This window comes from Wenzhouxiangella limi (genome assembly GCF_010499265.1).
Taxonomy (GTDB): Bacteria; Pseudomonadota; Gammaproteobacteria; order Xanthomonadales; family Wenzhouxiangellaceae; genus Wenzhouxiangella; species Wenzhouxiangella limi.
Window position 1 is genome coordinate 285,887 of record NZ_JAAGSC010000041.1, and the last position, 17,964, is coordinate 303,850.

The 17,964-nt window shown below is 64.1% G+C and carries 18 protein-coding genes and 1 tRNA gene; 17 read left to right on the forward strand and 2 right to left on the reverse strand.

Annotation, left to right across the window (positions count from 1 at the left end):
• Positions 1-99 precede the first annotated feature (99 nt).
• Complete coding sequence (locus G3I74_RS10010) at positions 100-798, reverse strand: SIMPL domain-containing protein (RefSeq protein WP_203594663.1); 699 nt, start codon at positions 796-798, stop codon at positions 100-102.
• A 97-nt stretch (positions 799-895) separates the two neighbouring features.
• Here G3I74_RS10010 and tpiA point away from each other — a divergent pair, with 97 nt between their 5' ends.
• From tpiA to nuoN, 17 genes are all read left to right on the forward strand, one after another.
• A complete protein-coding gene (gene tpiA / locus G3I74_RS10015; RefSeq protein WP_164211446.1) occupies positions 896-1,657 on the forward strand; it encodes a triose-phosphate isomerase in 762 nt (253 codons plus the stop codon).
• 13 nt (positions 1,658-1,670) lie between these two features.
• Complete coding sequence (secG, locus tag G3I74_RS10020) at positions 1,671-2,096, forward strand: preprotein translocase subunit SecG (protein WP_203594664.1); 426 nt, start codon at positions 1,671-1,673, stop codon at positions 2,094-2,096.
• A 46-nt stretch (positions 2,097-2,142) separates the two neighbouring features.
• A tRNA-Leu gene (locus tag G3I74_RS10025) sits at positions 2,143-2,227 on the forward strand.
• Positions 2,228-2,319: 92 nt separating this feature from the next.
• Positions 2,320-2,676 (forward strand): NADH-quinone oxidoreductase subunit A, encoded by a 357-nt coding sequence (locus G3I74_RS10030; RefSeq protein WP_164211447.1) that lies wholly within the window; start codon positions 2,320-2,322, stop codon positions 2,674-2,676.
• On the forward strand, positions 2,667-3,212 hold the full coding sequence (locus G3I74_RS10035; protein WP_164211448.1) for a NuoB/complex I 20 kDa subunit family protein: 546 nt from the start codon (positions 2,667-2,669) through the stop codon (positions 3,210-3,212). Before G3I74_RS10030 ends, G3I74_RS10035 begins: the two co-directional genes overlap by 10 nt.
• Positions 3,209-3,943, forward strand: coding sequence for an NADH-quinone oxidoreductase subunit C (locus G3I74_RS10040; protein WP_164211449.1), 735 nt, complete (start codon positions 3,209-3,211; stop codon positions 3,941-3,943). The genes G3I74_RS10035 and G3I74_RS10040 overlap by 4 nt, the downstream gene beginning before the upstream one ends.
• Positions 3,940-5,193 carry an NADH-quinone oxidoreductase subunit D gene (locus G3I74_RS10045; protein WP_164211450.1) on the forward strand — a complete coding sequence of 418 codons (1,254 nt, stop codon included), beginning with the start codon at positions 3,940-3,942 and terminating at the stop codon, positions 5,191-5,193. The genes G3I74_RS10040 and G3I74_RS10045 overlap by 4 nt, the downstream gene beginning before the upstream one ends.
• A complete protein-coding gene (nuoE, locus tag G3I74_RS10050) occupies positions 5,190-5,717 on the forward strand; it encodes an NADH-quinone oxidoreductase subunit NuoE (RefSeq protein WP_164211451.1) in 528 nt (175 codons plus the stop codon). Before G3I74_RS10045 ends, nuoE begins: the two co-directional genes overlap by 4 nt.
• A gap of 5 nt (positions 5,718-5,722) precedes the next feature.
• Complete coding sequence (gene nuoF / locus G3I74_RS10055) at positions 5,723-7,018, forward strand: NADH-quinone oxidoreductase subunit NuoF (RefSeq protein WP_164211452.1); 1,296 nt, start codon at positions 5,723-5,725, stop codon at positions 7,016-7,018.
• Between the two features lie 199 nt (positions 7,019-7,217).
• The gene (gene nuoG / locus G3I74_RS10060) at positions 7,218-9,605 is read left to right on the forward strand and encodes an NADH-quinone oxidoreductase subunit NuoG (protein WP_164211453.1); all 2,388 of its coding nucleotides are present in this window, start codon (positions 7,218-7,220) and stop codon (positions 9,603-9,605) included.
• Positions 9,602-10,621 carry an NADH-quinone oxidoreductase subunit NuoH gene (gene nuoH / locus G3I74_RS10065; protein ID WP_164211454.1) on the forward strand — a complete coding sequence of 340 codons (1,020 nt, stop codon included), beginning with the start codon at positions 9,602-9,604 and terminating at the stop codon, positions 10,619-10,621. Before nuoG ends, nuoH begins: the two co-directional genes overlap by 4 nt.
• Before the next feature lie 5 nt (positions 10,622-10,626).
• Positions 10,627-11,115, forward strand: a complete 489-nt coding sequence (gene nuoI / locus G3I74_RS10070) for an NADH-quinone oxidoreductase subunit NuoI (protein WP_164211455.1) — start codon at positions 10,627-10,629, stop codon at positions 11,113-11,115.
• A 31-nt stretch (positions 11,116-11,146) separates the two neighbouring features.
• Positions 11,147-11,785, forward strand: a complete 639-nt coding sequence (locus tag G3I74_RS10075) for an NADH-quinone oxidoreductase subunit J (RefSeq protein WP_164211456.1) — start codon at positions 11,147-11,149, stop codon at positions 11,783-11,785.
• Positions 11,786-11,787: 2 nt separating this feature from the next.
• On the forward strand, positions 11,788-12,093 hold the full coding sequence (gene nuoK, locus G3I74_RS10080; RefSeq protein WP_164211457.1) for an NADH-quinone oxidoreductase subunit NuoK: 306 nt from the start codon (positions 11,788-11,790) through the stop codon (positions 12,091-12,093).
• A 10-nt stretch (positions 12,094-12,103) separates the two neighbouring features.
• Positions 12,104-14,062 carry an NADH-quinone oxidoreductase subunit L gene (gene nuoL / locus G3I74_RS10085; protein WP_164211661.1) on the forward strand — a complete coding sequence of 653 codons (1,959 nt, stop codon included), beginning with the start codon at positions 12,104-12,106 and terminating at the stop codon, positions 14,060-14,062.
• Between the two features lie 9 nt (positions 14,063-14,071).
• On the forward strand, positions 14,072-15,586 hold the full coding sequence (locus tag G3I74_RS10090; RefSeq protein WP_164211458.1) for an NADH-quinone oxidoreductase subunit M: 1,515 nt from the start codon (positions 14,072-14,074) through the stop codon (positions 15,584-15,586).
• Positions 15,587-15,682: 96 nt separating this feature from the next.
• Positions 15,683-17,122: an NADH-quinone oxidoreductase subunit NuoN gene (nuoN, locus tag G3I74_RS10095; RefSeq protein WP_164211459.1), complete on the forward strand. Its 1,440-nt coding sequence runs from the start codon at positions 15,683-15,685 to the stop codon at positions 17,120-17,122.
• Between the two features lie 15 nt (positions 17,123-17,137).
• Here nuoN and G3I74_RS10100 read toward each other — a convergent pair whose 3' ends face one another.
• Positions 17,138-17,818, reverse strand: coding sequence for a hypothetical protein (locus tag G3I74_RS10100; protein ID WP_203594666.1), 681 nt, complete (start codon positions 17,816-17,818; stop codon positions 17,138-17,140).
• Positions 17,819-17,964 lie beyond the last annotated feature (146 nt).

Here is a 17,964-nt window from a genome sequence, read left to right on the forward strand (position 1 = left end):
TGCACACGGAGCGAAGCGTGCCCTGACGCAGTGATCGGGCCGAAAGGCGATCCGGTCGGCCAGCAGGCGCGCACCGATCATCAGCACAAGCAGATTCGGCTAGTCGAGGATGTACTCGATGGTGGTCACCACCCGAACCACTTTGACTTCCGGCGTCGACGGGTCGCGTTCGTTGATCGAGAAAAAGCCCTGCCGGGCCGAGCGGATCGGGCCAATGCCGGCGTCGGAATCGGCGGCGAACTGGTCGGCGGCGCGGCGGGCGTCGGCGGTGGCCTCGGCGATCATTTCCGGCTTGATGTCTTCCAGGCCCGTGAACAGGAACTGCGCGGCCTGGCCCCAGCCCGGGGTCAGCACCACGCCCTGGCCGACCAGCTCGGCGGCGTCCTGCAGGGCCGATCGGGTGGCCTCGACGCGATCGGTTTTCAGGGTCAGGCCGCGCTCGGCGGTGTAGCGGTTGGCGGGTCGCTGGCTGCCCGAGGCGTGGATCCACTGATCGTTGATGCGCGGCGGGTTGCGGGTGATCTCGTCGTCGCTGAAGCCGCGCAGCTTGAGAAAGGCGATCACCGATTCGTCGGCCTGGTCCATGGCCAGCCGCAATCCGTCGAGCGAACTGGCGGCCAGCTGATAGTTGATCGGCCAGATGGCCAGGTCGGCGGCCACCTCGCGCTCGGCCAGGCCCTTGACCTCGACGTAGCGGTCGCTGATGCGGAAGTCGCGCACGGCACCGCCGATGACGATGCTGGCCAATACCAGCCCGATCGCGATCACGGCAGCGGGAATCCAACGGTCGTTGTTCATGCTGTCCATGATAACTGCTGTCGACGGCGCCGGGCTTGTTGCGCCCGCCATACTCGGCTCGTATCCTAAGCGCTCACCGCAGACGGAGCCCAAAAGCATGCGCAAGCCGCTGATTGCCGGAAACTGGAAGATGAACGGCAGCCGCTCAGAGACCCGTGAGTTACTGGCCGGCATACAGCACGGCCTCGGCGAAGGATTTCCGTTCGAGGTTATGGTCATTCCGCCCTATCCCTACCTGCAGCTTGCTGCAGGTCTGGTCAAGCACGACGGGCTGGTTCTGGGCGCGCAGGATCTCAGCCCCCATGCCGGTGGGGCCTACACCGGTGAAGTGTCGGGTGCGATGCTGGTCGACTGCGGCTGCCGGGCCGTTTTGGTCGGGCATTCCGAGCGGCGCAGCCTGCATGGCGAAACCGATGCCGACGTGGCCGCCAAGTTCCGCGCTGCCGTCCAGATCGGTCTGACGCCGGTGCTGTGCGTAGGTGAAACCCTGGCCGAGCGCGAACAGGGACAGACCGAGGCCGTGGTCTCGCGCCAGCTCGAGCGCGTGCTGCAGGCGGCGGGAATCGTCGCCTTCGCCTCGGCCGTCGTGGCCTACGAGCCAGTCTGGGCCATTGGAACCGGCAAGACGGCCACGCCGGCCCAGGCCCAGGAAGTCCATGCAGTGATTCGGGCGCAATTGGCCAGCGAGGATGCTACAATAGGCGGTCTGGTTCGGATTTTGTACGGTGGCAGCGTCAAGCCTGACAACGCCGCCGAGATTTTCGCTCAGCAGGATATCGACGGTGGTCTGATCGGCGGTGCGTCGCTTGACGCCGACTCCTTCGTCGCCATCTGTCGAGCGGCTCAACAAGGATTGTGACGGTTCAACATCAATGTTGTATACGGTTCTGATTGTTTTGCACGTCGTTCTGGCTGCGGGGTTGATCGCCCTGGTGCTGGTTCAACGTGGGCCTGGTGCGACCATGGGCGCGGCCTTCGGGGCAGGCGCCTCGGGCACGGTGTTCGGTTCGCGGGGGTCAGCGAGCTTCCTGACCCGTCTGACCACCTGGCTGGGCGTGGGTTTTTTCGCGATCAGCCTGTCGATGGCGGTCATTGCCGCGCGCAGCGGCGGGATCACCGAGGCGCCGGATGACCTGGGCGTAGTCGAAGGGATCCAGACCCTGCCGCCGGCCGAGCAAATCGAGGAGCAGGAGCCAGCCGACGATGCGTTCTTGCCGCTGCCGGGTGAGGCCGAAAGCGAGAGCTCGCAGGGCGAGGCCGAAACACCGGATGAGCCTGCCCAGCCACCGCCTGATTGACGGCCCGGCCGCTGCCGGGCTGTTAAGTTGTTCACCTGATCTTGTTGCCGAAGTGGTGGAATTGGTAGACACGCTGTCTTGAGGGGGCAGTGGCGAAAGCCGTGCCGGTTCGAGTCCGGCCTTCGGCACCAAACTCAACAGGAAAAGGGGTCGGGCAGTAGCGCTGGTAACGGCGCTTCTCGCTGTTCGATTTTCTTTTCCCGTATTGAACGATGGAGAGCGCATGCTGACCGATTACTTGCCCATCCTGGTGTTCCTGGTCGTCGGAATGGGCATGGGCGTGGTCCTGCTGCTGGCCGGCGGAATCCTGGGATCGCGCAACCCCTCCCGGGCCAAGGATTCGGCGTTCGAATGCGGCTTCGAGGCCTTCGACGACTCGCGCATGCAGTTTGACGTGCGGTTTTATCTGGTTGCCATCCTGTTCATCATTTTCGATCTGGAAATCGCTTTCCTGTTTCCCTGGGCGGTGGTGCTGGACGAAATCGGACTGACCGGGCTCGTGGCCATGGGCGTGTTTTTGCTGATTCTGGTCATCGGTTTCGTCTACGAATGGAAGAAAGGAGCGCTGGAATGGGAATAAGCACCTTGCTCCATAACCCGGAGCCGGAAGGCATCGTCGACGACATCCTGCGTCCGGGCAACGACAATCCGCTCATTGAGCGAGGCTTCGCCACGACCAGCGTGGATGCGCTGATCAACTGGGCGCGCACCGGCTCGATGTGGCCGGTCACCTTCGGTCTGGCCTGCTGCGCGATCGAGATGATGCATTCGGCGGCGTCGCGCTACGACATCGACCGCTTCGGCATGGTCTTTCGACCCAGCCCGCGCCAGTCCGACGTCATGATTGTGGCCGGCACTCTGGTCAACAAGATGGCCCCGGCGCTGCGTCGGGTCTACGATCAGATGGCCGACCCGAAATGGGTGATTTCCATGGGTTCGTGTGCCAACGGCGGCGGCTACTACCACTACTCCTACTCGGTCACCCGCGGCTGCGACCGGATCGTGCCGGTCGATGTCTACGTGCCCGGCTGCCCGCCGACGGCAGAAGCGCTGGTCTACGGCATCCTGCAGCTGCAGAAAAAGATCCGTCGGACCAACACGATTGCCCGCGCATGAGTGCTTTCAGCCCGCGCAACGAGACCCTGGCGCAGCAGCTGCGCGAAGTGTTCGGCGACAAGATTGCCGAGCTGATCGAGCACCGGCGCCAGCTGACCGCGGTGGTTCCGGCCGAGCACTGGCTGGATGTGGCCTGGCAGCTGCGCGATGATCCGCGCTTTGCCTTCCAGCAGCTGATCGATCTGTGCGGCGTCGATTACCTGGGCTACGGCGACGACGAATGGGAGACCGCTGAGGCCAGTGGCTCGGGGTTCTCGCGCGGGGTCGATGCGGCCGGCCCGGGCCGGTTCAGCTGGGATGAGCGGCCGGAAGCCGAAGACTTTCCGAACCGCTTTGCCGCGGTTGTCCAGTTGCTCAGCCAGGCCCACAACCGTCGCCTTCGGCTGCGCTGCTACGCGCCGGCCGATGATTTGCCGGTGGTACCGTCGCTGATCGAGGTCTGGAGTTCGGCCAACTGGTTCGAGCGCGAGGCCTTCGACCTGTTCGGCATCATCTTCGAGGGCCACCCGGATCTGCGCCGCATCCTCACCGACTACGGCTTCATCGGTCATCCGTTCCGCAAGGATTTTCCGCTGGTGGGCAACGTGGCGGTGCGCTATGACGAGGAAAAAGAGCGCGTGGTGTATGAACCGGTGGAGATCGAACCGCGGGTGGGCGTGCCGCGCGTGGTTAGACGCGACAGTCGCTACGTGGACATGCCGCGCGGTGAGAGCGAGGACCAGCCGGCATGAGCGAGATCCGCAACTTCACCCTGAACTTCGGCCCCCAGCACCCGGCCGCGCACGGCGCCCTGCGCCTGATCCTGGAGCTCAACGGCGAGACCGTCGAGCGCGCCGATCCGCACATCGGCCTGCTGCATCGGGCGACCGAAAAGCTTGCCGAAACCAAGCCGTTCAACCATTCCATCGGCTACATGGACCGGCTGGACTACATGTCGATGATGTGCAACGAGCACGCCTATGTGCGCGCCATCGAGCATCTGCTCGACATTGAGGCACCGGAGCGGGCCCAGTACATCCGCACCATGTACGACGAAATCACCCGCATCTTAAACCACTTGATGTGGGTGGCCTCCAACGCGCTCGACCTGGGCGCCATGACGGTGTTTCTCTGGGCTTTCCGCGAGCGCGAAGGCCTGCTGGACGCATACGAGGCGGTCTCGGGAGCGCGCATGCACCCGACCTATTACCGCCCGGGCGGCGTCTACCGCGACCTGCCCGAGCAGATGCCCAAGCTGGCCGAGTCGCGCTGGCGCAAGGGCCAGGATTTAGAGCGCATGAACCGCTGGCGCAACGGTTCGTTGCTCGATTACCTTGAAGCCTTCACCGGTGACTTCTTCGACCGGGTCGACGACTACGAAACCATGCTGACCGACAATCGGATCTGGAAGCAGCGCACGGTCGGTATCGGCGAGGTCTCGCCGGAGCGCGCCCTGCAGATGGGTTTCACCGGCCCGATGCTGCGCGGCAGCGGGGTGGCCTGGGACCTGCGCAAAAAACAGCCCTACGCCAAGTACGCCGACGTCGACTTCGATATTCCGGTCGGCAGCAACGGCGACTGCTACGACCGCTACCTGGTGCGGATCGAGGAGTGTCGGCAATCGGCGCGGATCATCCAGCAGTGCATCGCCTGGCTGCGCGCCAACCCGGGGCCGGTGATGCTGAAGAACTTCAAGGTCTCGCCGCCGACCCGGACCGAGATGAAGGACGACATGGAAGCCCTGATCCATCACTTCAAACTCTTTACCGAAGGCTACTGCGTGCCCGAAGGCGAGGCCTACGCGGCCATCGAGGCGCCCAAGGGCGAGTTCGGCTGCTACCTGATCTCCGACGGGGCCAACAAACCCTTCCGTGTTCATCTGCGTGGCCCGGCCTTTGTTCACTTGTCGGCCATGGACGAGATGGCACGCGGCCACATGCTGTCCGACATACCGGCGCTGATCGCGACCCAGGATATCGTGCTCGGGGAGGTTGACCGATGAGCCTGCAGGCGACCGAGCGCCCGGTGGTCGGCAAGGCCGAGCTGCTCGAAGACACCACCCGTCAAACCATCGATCACTGGGTTAGCAAGTTTCCGGAAGGTCTGGAAGGCCGGCGCTCGGCCCTGATCCAGGCGCTGTATGCCGCCCAGCGGCAAAACGGCGGCTGGCTGTCCAGCGAACTGATGGACGCGGTAGCCGATTACCTCGACGTGCCCCCGGTCTGGGCCTACGAGGTCGCCAACTTCTACTCCATGCTCGAAACCCGGCCGGTCGGACGCCACTCGATTTCGATCTGCACCAATATCTCGTGCATGCTGTGCGGCGCCGACAAGGTGGTCGAGCAGGTCGAAAACAAGCTCGGCATCAAGATGGGCCAGAGCACGCCCGATGGACGCGTGTTTCTGAAGATCGAGGAGGAGTGCGTTGCCGCCTGCGTCGGCGCGCCGATGATGATCGTCGACGGCCACTACCACGAAAACCTCACGCCTGAGAGGATCGACGAGATCCTCGATGGACTGGAGTGATCGCCATGACTGAGCCCCACGTCGTTTTCACCCACCTCAACGCTAAGCGCTGCTGGTCGCTGGAGGCCTACCGCGCGATCGGCGGCTGGCAGGCCTGGGAAAAGATCCTGCAAGAAAAGACCTCGCAGGAAGAAATCATCGAGGCGGTCAAGAAATCCGCCCTGCGCGGGCGCGGCGGCGCCGGCTTCCCCACGGGCCTGAAGTGGTCGTTCATGCCGCGCTCGGCGCCGGTGCAGAAATACCTCTTGTGCAATTCCGACGAGTCCGAGCCGGGCACCTGCCACGACCGCGACATCCTGCGCTACAACCCGCACGCGCTGCTCGAAGGGATGGCCATCGCGTCCTACGCCATGGGCGTGACGGTGGCCTACAACTACCTGCGAGGCGAGTTCCACCACGAGCCCTTCGAGCGCGTCGAGCAAGCGCTCAAGGAAGCCTACGCGGCCGGCTATCTCGGCAAGAACGTAAAGGGCTCGGGCATCGACATCGATATTTACAACGTGCTCGGCGCCGGCGCCTACATCTGCGGTGAGGAAACCGCGCTGATGGAGTCGCTGGAGGGCAAGAAAGGCCAGCCGCGCTTCAAGCCGCCGTTTCCGGCCAATTTCGGCCTTTACGGCAAGCCGACCACGATCAACAACACCGAAACCCTGGCCTCGGTGCCGGCGATTCTTCGCAACGGCCCGGACTGGTTTCTGGACCTGGGCAAGCCCAACAACGGCGGGGTCAAGGTGTTCTCGGTCTCCGGCCACGTCAACCGACCCGGCAACCACGAAGTGCCCCTGGGCACCCCGTTTGCCGAGCTGCTCGATCTGGCCGGGGGCGTGCGCGACGGCAACGCGCTCAAGGGCGTGATCCCGGGCGGGTCGTCGATGCCGGTGCTGCCGGCTGAAACCATGATGGATGTCACCATGGACTACGACGCCCTGCAAAAAGCCGGTTCCGGGCTGGGATCGGGAGCCGTGATCGTCATGGATGAGACCACCTGCATGGTCTCGGCCTGTACCCGGATCGCGCGCTTTTACTATGCAGAGTCCTGCGGGCAGTGCACGCCGTGTCGCGAGGGCACCGGCTGGATGTACCGGGTGCTGCGGCGCATCCAGGACGGCAAGGGCCGGCCCGAAGATCTCGATCTGCTGCTTTCGGCCGCCGGCCAGATCGAGGGGCATACCATCTGCGCCTTCGGTGAGGCCGCGGCCTGGCCGGTGCAGGGCTTTTTGCGCCATTTCCGCCACGAGTTCGAGTACTACATCGCCCACGGCCGCTCGATCGTTTCTGAAAAGCTTGGCGCGGCTGCTTGAAGATGGCTTTGACTTGATTTATGGAACCGCAGATGAACGCAGATAAACGCGGATTTTTGATTGAACGACAGTCCGGATGGTCGCACAAGTTGAGCTGTGCGGATCGATCGGGGACGCGCTGTGCATTTCCCAGAGCATCTGCGTTAATCTGCGTTCATCCGCGGTTAACCGCTTTTCCGGGTCGATGCGGAGGCTTGTGATGGCGACTGTTGAGCGCCAGCAAACCGACCTCGTCACCCTGGAAATCGACGGCCAGGCGGTCCAGGCCCCCAAGGGTTCGATGATCATCGAGGCGGCCGACCGCATCGGCATCGACATTCCGCGGTTTTGCTACCACCACAAGCTGTCGATTGCGGCCAACTGCCGGATGTGCCTGGTCGATGTGGAAAAAGCGCCCAAGCCGCTGCCGGCCTGCGCCACGCCGGTGGGCGAAGGCATGAAAGTGTTCACCGAGTCGCGCCGCGCGGTCGACGCCCAGCGCGGGGTGATGGAGTTTCTGCTGATCAACCACCCGCTCGACTGCCCGATCTGCGACCAGGGCGGCGAGTGCGAGCTTCAGGACCTGGCCATGGGCTATGGCCGCTCCGTCTCGCGTTTTACCGAGCGCAAGCGCGTGGTCAAGGACAAGAACTTAGGCCCGCTGGTGTCCACCGACATGACCCGCTGCATCCACTGCACGCGCTGCGTGCGCTTTCTCGAAGAGATTGCCGGCACCGCCGAACTGGGCGGCATCGGGCGCGGTGAGCACACCGAGATTTCAACCTTCGTCGAGCGCAACATCCAGTCCGAGCTGTCGGGCAACATCATCGATTTGTGCCCGGTCGGGGCGCTGACCAACAAGCCGTTCCGGTTCTCGGCAAGGCCCTGGGAAATGCGCGCCCGGGCGCTGGTCGGCAGCCACGACTGCCTGGGCTCGAACCTTTACTACCACGTACGCGGGCGCAAAATCATGCGCTGCGTGCCGCGCGACAACGAAGCGATCAACGAATGCTGGCTGGCCGATCGCGATCGCTACTCGCATTTCGGCCTGGAGGCCGAAGACCGCCTGACCGCACCCAAGATCAAAATCCAAGGCCAGTGGCAGGACTGCGACTGGACCACGGCCCTGGACGCGGCCGCCGCCGGGCTGCGCTCGGTGATCGATCAGCACGGCCCCGAGCAGCTGGGCGTGCTGGTCAGCCCGCGCGCGACCACCGAGGAGCATCACCTGCTGCGGCGTTTGAGCGACGGCCTGGGCTGCAGCAACATCGATCACCGTGTGCGCATGGTCGATAGCGATCACCCGCTGGCCGGAAAAGCGCGCATGGATGTTTCCAGCGCCGAGATCTCCAAGGCCGATGCGATCTTTCTGATCGGCAGCAATATCCGCCAGGACCAGCCCATACTGGGCCACCGCGTGCGCACCGCCTGGCGGCTGCACGGGGCCAGGATCATGGACCTGAACCCGGTCGCCTACGATTTTCATTTCGACCTGGCCGAACGCATCACGGTCGCGCCGCAGGCCATGGTCCAGGCCCTGGCGCGGGTGACCCGGGCTGCGCTCGCGGCGACCGACGGCAAGCTGCCCGACGGGCCTTTGGGCGAACTGCTCGCCAAGACCGAGGCGGACGCGCCGGCCGAGCGAACGGTGGCTGCGCTCCAGGCGGCCGATCGGGCCGTGCTGCTGCTGGGCGACGGCGCGCTCAACCATCCGCAGGCCTCGCAGCTGCGCGCGCTGGCCGAGTGCCTGGCCGAGCGCCTGCAAATCTTTTTGTGTGTGTTGCCCGGCCCGGCCAACAGCCAGGGCGCGTGGCGCGCGGGTACGGTGCCGGGCGAGCGGGGCCTGGCGGCCGATGCCATGCTGTCCGACCCGCGCCAGAGCTACCTGCTGGTCGATCTGGAGCCATCGCTGGATACCGCGCATCCGGCCCGGGCCATGGGCGCGCTGGGCGCGGCCGAGACCGTCGTCGCCGTGACCAGCTTCGCCGGTCCTGACCTGCTCGAGGTGGCCGACGTGCTGTTGCCGATGGCTGCAGTACCGGAAACCGACGGCTCCTATATCAATCTAGACGGCACCGACCAGGCATTCCGGGCCGCGATCAAGCCGCCTTTTGAGGCCCGGGAGGGCTGGAAGATCCTGCGTCGATTGGGCGAGATGCTGGGTCTGGAAGGATTCGATTTCGTTTCCCTGGAAGCGGTGGTTGACAGCCTGCAGGCCGATGCGACGACCAGGACCGAGACCGACGCGCAGAGTTTGGCGAAGGACCTGACCCCGCCTGCGGTCAGCGATCAAGAGCTGGCCCGCATCGGTGATGTGCCGATGTTTGCCGGTGATGCCCTGGTGCGCCGATCGAGGCCGCTGCAGCAGACCAGCCACGCCGATGCGCCGGTCGCGCGTCTTCATCCGGCGACCGCCGAACGGCTGGGGCTGAGTCAAGCGCAGCGCGTTCGGGTCCGCCAGGATCAGGATTATGCTGAGGCGGCGTTTGAGCTGCGGCTCGACAGCGCCGTTGCCGTCGATGCGCTGTGGCTGCCCGTCGCGGTGCCCGAGGTGGCCTCGCTCGGTCCAGCCTATGGCCCGATCTCGCTCGAGGCTGACCGCGAATGATCGACCAGCTCATCACTTTGCTCTGGACCCTGGCCAAGGTGCTCATGGTGGTGCTCCCGATCACCATGGCGGTGGCCTATTTCACCTACTTCGAGCGCAAGGTCATCGGCTACATGCAGGTTCGGCGCGGGCCCAATCGGGTCGGCCCGCTGGGTCTGCTGCAGCCGTTTGCCGATCTGTTCAAGATGCTGTTCAAGGAATTGATTGTTCCGGCCGACGCCAACCGCTTTTTGTTCCTGCTGGCGCCGGTGCTGGCGCTGGCCCCGGCGCTGACCGCCTGGGCGGTGGTGCCGTTTAACGACTGGATCGTGCTGGCCGACATCGATGCCGGCCTGCTGTTCATCCTGGCCATGACCTCCATGGGTGTTTACGGCATCCTCATCGGCGGCTGGGCGTCGAACTCCAAGTACGCCCTGCTGGGCGGGCTGCGCTCGGCGGCCCAAACCGTCAGCTACGAGATCGCCATGGGTTTCGCCCTGGTCGGCGTGGTCGTGCTGTCGGGTACGCTCAACCTCAGCGGCATCGTGCTGGCCCAGTCGGGCGGTATTTTGAGCTGGTTCTGGCTGCCGCTGCTGCCGCTGTTCGTGATTTATTTCATCTCGGGGGTGGCCGAAACCAACCGCGCCCCGTTCGACGTTGCCGAGGGCGAGTCGGAGATCGTCGCCGGCTTTCACGTCGAGTATTCCGGGTCGGCTTTCGCGGTCTTCTTTCTGGCTGAATACGCCAACATGATTCTGATCTCGGCCCTGGCCGCGCTGCTGTTTCTGGGCGGATGGCTGTCGCCGTTCCAGGGCTTGCCGGTGATCGGTGATACCCTGCTTGGGCAGGGTGGTCTGCACTGGTTCCTGGCCAAGACCGTGATCTTCTGTTTCCTCTACCTGTGGTTCCGGGCGACGTTCCCGCGCTACCGCTACGACCAGATCATGCGCCTGGGCTGGAAGGTGTTCATTCCCATCACCATCGTCTGGGTCATGGTCGCCGGCGCCCTGCGCGTGTCCGGGCTGTACGGAGGCTGATCGCCATGCACACGGTAACCCGATATCTCAAGTCACTGATGCTGCTGGAGTTGTTCAGCGGGCTGGCGCTGACGTTTCGCTACTGGAAAAGTCCGAAAGAGACGCTCAACTATCCGGAAGAGAAAACCCCGAAGTCGCCGCGTTTCCGCGGGCTGCACGCGCTGCGGCGCTACCCCAACGGCGAGGAGCGCTGCATCGCCTGCAAACTGTGCGAGGCGGTCTGTCCGGCGCTGGCCATCACCATCGATTCGCACCAGCGCGAGGACGGCACCCGGCGCACGACGCGCTACGATATCGATCTGTTCAAGTGCATTTATTGCGGTTTCTGCGAAGAGTCCTGCCCGGTCGATTCCATCGTCGAGACCGATATCAGCGAGTATCACTTCGAGAATCGCGGCGAGCACATCGTGACCAAGGAGCAGCTGCTGGCGATCGGCGACCGGTTCGAAGACCGGATTGCCGCTGCGCGGCGTCAGGACGCGGCCTACCGCTAGCAGCGATTTGAAGGGATAACAGAGTCAGGGCATGCCAATCATCGAGCTGGTTTTTTATTTGTTCGGGACCATTCTGGTCCTGTCTGCGCTCAGCGTGGTCACGGTGGGCAACCCGGTCTACGCGGTGCTGTTTCTGGTGCTGTCGTTTTTCTCGGCCGCCTGTATCTGGCTGCTGCTGCAGGCTGAGTTCCTGGCCATCGTGCTGGTGCTGGTCTACGTGGGCGCGGTGATGGTGCTGTTTTTGTTCGTGGTCATGATGCTCGATATTCGCTCCGGCCTGGCCAAGCAGCCGGTGTCGCGGTTCTTGCCGGTGGGTTTGCTGGTTGCCTTTGCCATGGCGCTGCAGATGTTTCTGGTGATCTGGACCCGGGGCCTGGAAACCGTCGGCATGCCCACGCCCCAGCCGGAAGGCTACAGCCACACCCGCGAGCTCGGCCTGCTGCTGTATACCGACTACCTGTTTGCGTTCGAGGTCGCCGCCGTCTTGCTGCTGGTGGCGATTATCGCGGCGATCATGCTGACCCATCGCCGGCGAACGAATACCAAACAGCAGGACCCGTCGCGCCAGGTGCGGATCAAGCGCGCCGAGCGCGTCCGCCTGGTGAGCATGGTCGCCGAGGATGCCGCCAGCGATTCCCGGGGCGACCGGCGTGACGAGGAGGGCGGCTGAACATGTTGACGCTTGCGCATTTCCTGACCCTGGGCGCGGTGCTGTTTTGCATCAGCGTCGCCGGCATCTTCCTGAACCGCAAGAACGTGCTGATTCTTTTGATGTGCATCGAGCTGATGCTGCTGGCGGTCAACATGAACTTCGTCGCCTTCTCGCACTTTCTCGGCGACATGCACGGCCAGGTGTTTGTGTTTTTTATCCTGACCGTGGCGGCCGCCGAGGCCGCCATCGGCCTGGCGATCCTGGTCGTGCTGTTCCGCAATCGACGCTCGATCGACGTCGAAGAACTGGCCGATCTCAAGGGGTAGCGCGGTGACTATCCAGACGATTCTGTTGCTGATCCCGTTGCTGCCGCTGGCCGGATGCCTGGTGGCCGGCCTGTTCGGCGGGTTCATCGGTCGGGCCGGGGCGCACTGGGTCACCATCCTGGCCGTGGCGGCCTCGTTCGGCCTGTCGGGCTTCGTCGCCTGGGAGGTGTTTTTCAACGACCTGCCGGTGCTCAACTACACGCTCTATACCTGGGCGGTGACCGACGGCTTCCGCTTCGAGATCGGCTTTCTCGTCGACAGCCTGACCGCGCTGATGATGGTGGTGGTGACCTTCGTGTCGCTGATGGTGCACATCTATACCGTCGGCTACATGCACGACGATCCCGGCTACCAGCGCTTTTTCGCCTACATCAACCTGTTCACCTTCGCCATGCTCATGCTGGTGATGGCCAACAACTTCCTGCAGCTGTTTTTTGGCTGGGAGGCGGTCGGCGTGGTGTCCTACCTGCTGATCGGTTTCTGGTTCAAGAAAGAGTCGGCCGTGCGGGCCAACTTGAAAGCCTTTCTGGTCAACCGCGCCGGCGATTTCGGCCTGCTCCTGGGCGTGGCGGCGGTGCTCATGTACGCCGGCTCGCTGGACTACAGCAGCGTGTTTGCCGCCGTGCCGGCGATGGAAGAACAGACCATCAGAGTGTTCGGCGGGCTCGAATGGTCGGTGATGACCTTCATCTGCATCTGCCTGTTTATCGGCGCGATGGGCAAGTCGGCCCAGGTGCCGTTGCACGTGTGGCTGCCGGATTCCATGGAAGGCCCGACCCCGATCTCGGCCCTGATCCACGCCGCGACCATGGTCACGGCCGGCATTTTCATGGTCGCGCGCCTGTCGCCGATGTTCGAAGCCTCGGTCACCGCCTTGAGCTTCATCCTGATCATCGGCGCGATCACCGCGCTGTTCATGGGCTTGGTCGGGATCGTGCAGACCGACATCAAGCGCGTGGTCGCCTATTCGACCCTGTCACAGCTGGGCTACATGACCGTCGCCCTGGGCGCGTCGGCCTACTCGGTGGCGATTTTCCACCTCATGACCCACGCGTTTTTCAAAGCGCTTTTGTTCCTCGCCGCCGGCTCGGTGATCATCGCCTTACACCACAAGCAGGACATGCGCGAAATGGGCGGGCTGGCCCGCTACCTGCCGATCACGGCCGCCACCGCCTGGCTGGGCTCGCTGGCCCTGATCGGTTTTCCGTTCTTTTCGGGCTTTTACTCCAAGGACCTGATCATTGAGGCGGTCAAGCTGGCAGACCGTCCGGGCGCGGCCTTTGCCACCTTCGCCGTCTACGCCGGCGTGGTGATTACGGCGCTGTACTCGTTCAGGCTGTTGTACCTGACCTTTCACGGCCAGAGCCGCATGGACGATGAAACCCGTGCCCATGCCCACGAGTCGCCCTGGGTGGTGACGATTCCGCTGATCCTGCTGGCCATCCCGTCGGTGCTGATCGGCTATTTCACCGTCGTGCCGCTGCTGTTCGGCGGCGCGCTGGCCGATGCCATCTTCGTGCGCGAGGCTCACGACGTGGTCGCCCAGCTGGCCTACAAGTTCGACGACGGTCCGTTCGCCTTCGCCCTGCACGGCTTCGTCACCCCGGTGTTCTGGCTCGCCATGCTCGGGGTGGGGCTGGCGACCTGGATTTACCTGTTCAACTTAGGTCTCGCCGAATCGGTCAAGCAGAAAGCGCTGCCGCTGTGGAAGATTCTCGACAACAAGTACGGGTTCGACGATCTGTACCTGAAAGGCATTGCCGGCGGCGCCCGCAAGCTGGCCGGCGGATTGTCCAACCGCGGTGATGGCATGATCATCGACGGCTGGCTGGTCAACGGCACGGCCAGCCTGGTCGGCCGGCTGTCGGGGGCGATGCGCACCCTGCAGTCGGGATTCCTGTTCCACTACGCGTTTGCGATGATCATTGGCCTGGTGGCCATCGTCGCTTCGTTCGTGCTGCTCAGATGAGGGGGATGCATGATGTCTGAATGGCCCCTGCTCAGTCTGCTGATCTGGCTGCCCATGCTCGGCGCCGTGCTTGTTGCGGCGCTGGGTGAGCGCTCGCCCAAGCTGGTCCGACCGCTGGCGCTGGGGATTGCCCTGGCGGTGTTTGCGCTGTCGCTGTCGCTGTACGCCGGGTTCGATACGACCACCGCGGCCATGCAGTTCCAGGAAAAAGCCGTCTGGATCGGCGCGTTCAACATCCACTACCACCTGGGCATCGACGGTCTGTCGCTGCCGCTGATTCTGCTGACCACCCTGATCGGCGGGCTGATTATCGTCGCCGGCTGGCGGATCGAAGATCGGCCGCACCTGTATCTGGCCAGCTTTCTGCTGCTGCAGGGCCTGATGGTGGGGGTGTTTTCGGCCCTGGACGCGCTGCTGTTCTACGTGTTCTTCGAGGCCATGCTGGTGCCGATGTTTCTGATTATCGGGATCTGGGGCGGGCCGAACCGGATCTACGCTACGGTCAAGTTCTTCCTGTTTACCTTCTTCGGCTCGGTGTTCATGCTGGTCGCCTTGCTGTGGCTGTACCTGCAGTCGGGCAGCTTTGCCGTGGCCGACCTGCACCAGCTGCCGATCGCGCTGGATGCCCAGATCCTGGTCTTTCTGGCCTTCCTGATCGCGTTCGCGGTCAAGGTGCCGATGTGGCCGGTGCACACCTGGCTGCCCGACGCCCACGTCGAGGCGCCGACCGGCGGCTCGGTGGTGCTGGCGGCCGTCATGCTCAAGATCGGCGGCTACGGGCTGGTGCGGTTTGCCTTGCCGATCACCCCGGACGCAGCCGCCGCGCTGGACTGGCTGGTCATAGGCCTGTCGCTGGTCGCGATCGCCTACATCGGTTTTGTCGCCCTGGCCCAGAGCGACATGAAAAAGCTGATCGCCTACAGCTCGATCTCGCACATGGGTTTTGTCACCCTGGGGCTGTTCCTGGCCTTTGCCATTGCCCGCAATACCGGCGATGTCGCCGGCGCCGGGCTGGGGATCAGCGGCGGCATGGTCCAGATGGTTTCCCACGGCTTTATCTCGGGCGCGATGTTCCTGGCCGTCGGCGTGCTCTACGACCGCGTCCACAGCCGCGAGATTTCCAGCTACGGCGGCGTGGCCAACACCATGCCCTGGTTCGCGATGTTTGCCGTTTTGTTCTTCATGGCCAACTCCGGGCTGCCGGGCACCTCCGGGTTTGTGGGCGAGTTCATGGTCATCCTGGCCGCCTTCCAGGCGAGTTTCTGGTTTGCCTTCGTCGCCGCCACCAGCCTGCTGCTGGGTGCCGCCTACAGCCTGTGGCTGGTCAAGCGGGTGTTCTACGGCGAGGTGGCCAGTTCGGCCGTGGCCGGACTCAAGGACTTGACCGGCCGCGAGTGGGCGCTGATGGTGATCCTGGCGGCGTTCGTTCTGGGGGTCGGAGTCTGGCCGTTCCCGCTGATCGAGGTGATGGAAGTGTCGGTGGCCGAACTGGTCGAGCACATCATGCAGTCCAAGCTGCCTTGACCCGTTACATGCAATGGAAGCGCAGATGAACGCAGATAAACGCAGAGATCCCAAAGGGCGAGGCTACAGATCCCCAGACCAGGTTGCGTCTTCGTCATGACGCTAGCCGAGCTGCAACTCGCCCTGCCCGAGATCTTCCTGCTGGCCGCGGCCTGCGGTATTCTGCTGGCCGACCTGTTCATTCCCACCGAGCGCCGCGGCCTGACCCATATGCTGGCGGTGGTCGCGCTGGTGTTCACCGCGATCCTGACGCTGCGCCTGATGATGGCGCCGGGCGAGGTCGCTTACGCCTTCAGCGACACCTTTGTGCGGGATCGTTTTAGCGACGTCCTCAAGGTGTTCAGCTATCTCATCCTGGCCGGGGCGTTCGTTTACGCCAAGCATTACCTGCGCCAGTTCGATCTGTTCAAGGGCGAGTTCTATACCCTGAGCCTGTTCGCCCTGCTCGGGGTCATGGTGCTGATGTCCTCGGCCAGCCTGATCACGCTGTACCTGGGCCTGGAACTGCTGGCCTTGTCGACTTATGCCCTGGTGGCGCTGGACCGCGAGTCGCGCCTGGGTTCGGAAGCGGCGATGAAGTACTTCATTCTCGGCTCGCTGGCCTCGGGCCTGATGCTCTACGGCATGAGCCTGCTGTACGGCGCCACCGGCAGCCTGCAGCTGGCCGGGATCAGCGCGGCCCTGGGCGGCGGCGCCGGCGATTCCATGCTGCTGACCTTCGGCCTGGTCTTCATCGTCATCGGGGTCGCCTTCAAGCTCGGCGCGGTGCCGTTTCACATGTGGGTGCCCGACGTCTACCACGGCGCGCCCCTGCCGATCGCGCTGTTCGTGTCCTCGGTGCCCAAGCTGGCCGGTCTGGCGCTGGCGATCCGGTTGCTCGACAACGGACTGGGCGGGCTGCACGCCGACTGGCAGGGCATGCTGGTTGTGATCGCCGGTCTGTCGCTGATCCTGGGCAACGTCGTGGCCATTGCCCAGACCAACATCAAGCGCATGCTGGCCTACTCGACCATTTCGCACATGGGTTTCATGCTGCTGGGGATTCTGGCCGGCACGCCCGAGGGCTACGCGGCGGCCATGTTCTATGCGATTGCCTACGCCATCATGTCGGCCGGCGCTTTTGCCGTGCTGATCCTGGTCTCGGCCGATGGCCGCGAGGCCGACCAGCTCGACGACTTCAAGGGCCTGGCCCGGCGCAACCCCTGGCACGCCTTCCTGATGATGATGATTCTGTTCTCGCTGGCCGGCATCCCGGTGTTTCTGGGCTTTTTCGCCAAGTGGCAGGTCATTGCCGCGACGATTGCCGCTGGCTTTACCTGGCTGGCGGTGCTCGGTGTGCTGACCGCGGTGATCGGCGCCTTCTACTACCTGCGGGTGGTCAAGCTGATGTATTTCGACGAACCGGAGAGCGATCGCCCGCTGACCGCCCCGGTTGATTTCCGCGCGGTGCTGACCGTCAACGGCGTGGCGATGCTGGCGCTGGGGATTTTCTCCGGCGGCCTGATCAGCCTGTGCCTGAGCGCGTTCGTCGGCTAGTGGGCGACTAGTGGCTTAGCGCGTTGCGCTTTCCGCGTCCCGGCCAGCGCGATCATCGGCGGGCCCGGATTGCCGGGTTCGCTGGCTGAACTGGCCGACGCTGGGCTCGACCTTGAAGTTGTCGCGGAACATGCGCTCGGCCTCCAGCGACTCCAGCACCAGTTCCAGCACCGGGGTTTTGGCCTCTTGGGACAAACGTTCCGCCTCGAACAGCCGGAAAGACTGCTGCTGGCCCCGGCTGTTGCCCGTGCCGGCCGTCACGGTCAACTCGATCATCTGAGCCGCGCGCGCTCCATCTTGCGCGCTGATCGGGCGCAGGGCGACCTGCCAGGCGCCGTTGTCCTCGTTCTCTCGTGCTGAGTCAATTTCGGCTGCCTGCAGCGGGATAGCGACGCTGGACGCGCTGACCAGGACCACCGACCGCGTCTGACCGGGGACGAGCTTGAGCCTGAGGGTGGCCAGGCGCTCGCCGACGCAGAGCGGACCGAGCGTGGGATCGGTTTCTGCCGGCTCGGTCACCAGCAGCTGCAGCGGGGCCGGATTCGACGGGGTGTCCATCTTAGGCTCGGCGGCAGACAGCGCGTCCACGGACTCGATCAGGCAGGCGGGACTCTCGCTCCGATCGGCAGCCGGCAGGCTGCCCATGGCCATCAGCCCCAGAATCGGCCCCAGGATCAGTCCCGGAATCGGCCCCAAGCGGCTCGGTGTTCGTTCAATTTGGTGCATGGAGCACTGCCTAACCCCGTGGTTGAAATCCATTCCCACGCTTGCCATTGTAGGGTATCTGCGCGCGCGATGAAAAATGCTTGAGGATGTGCGATTCTAAAAATTCTCAAGCTGCC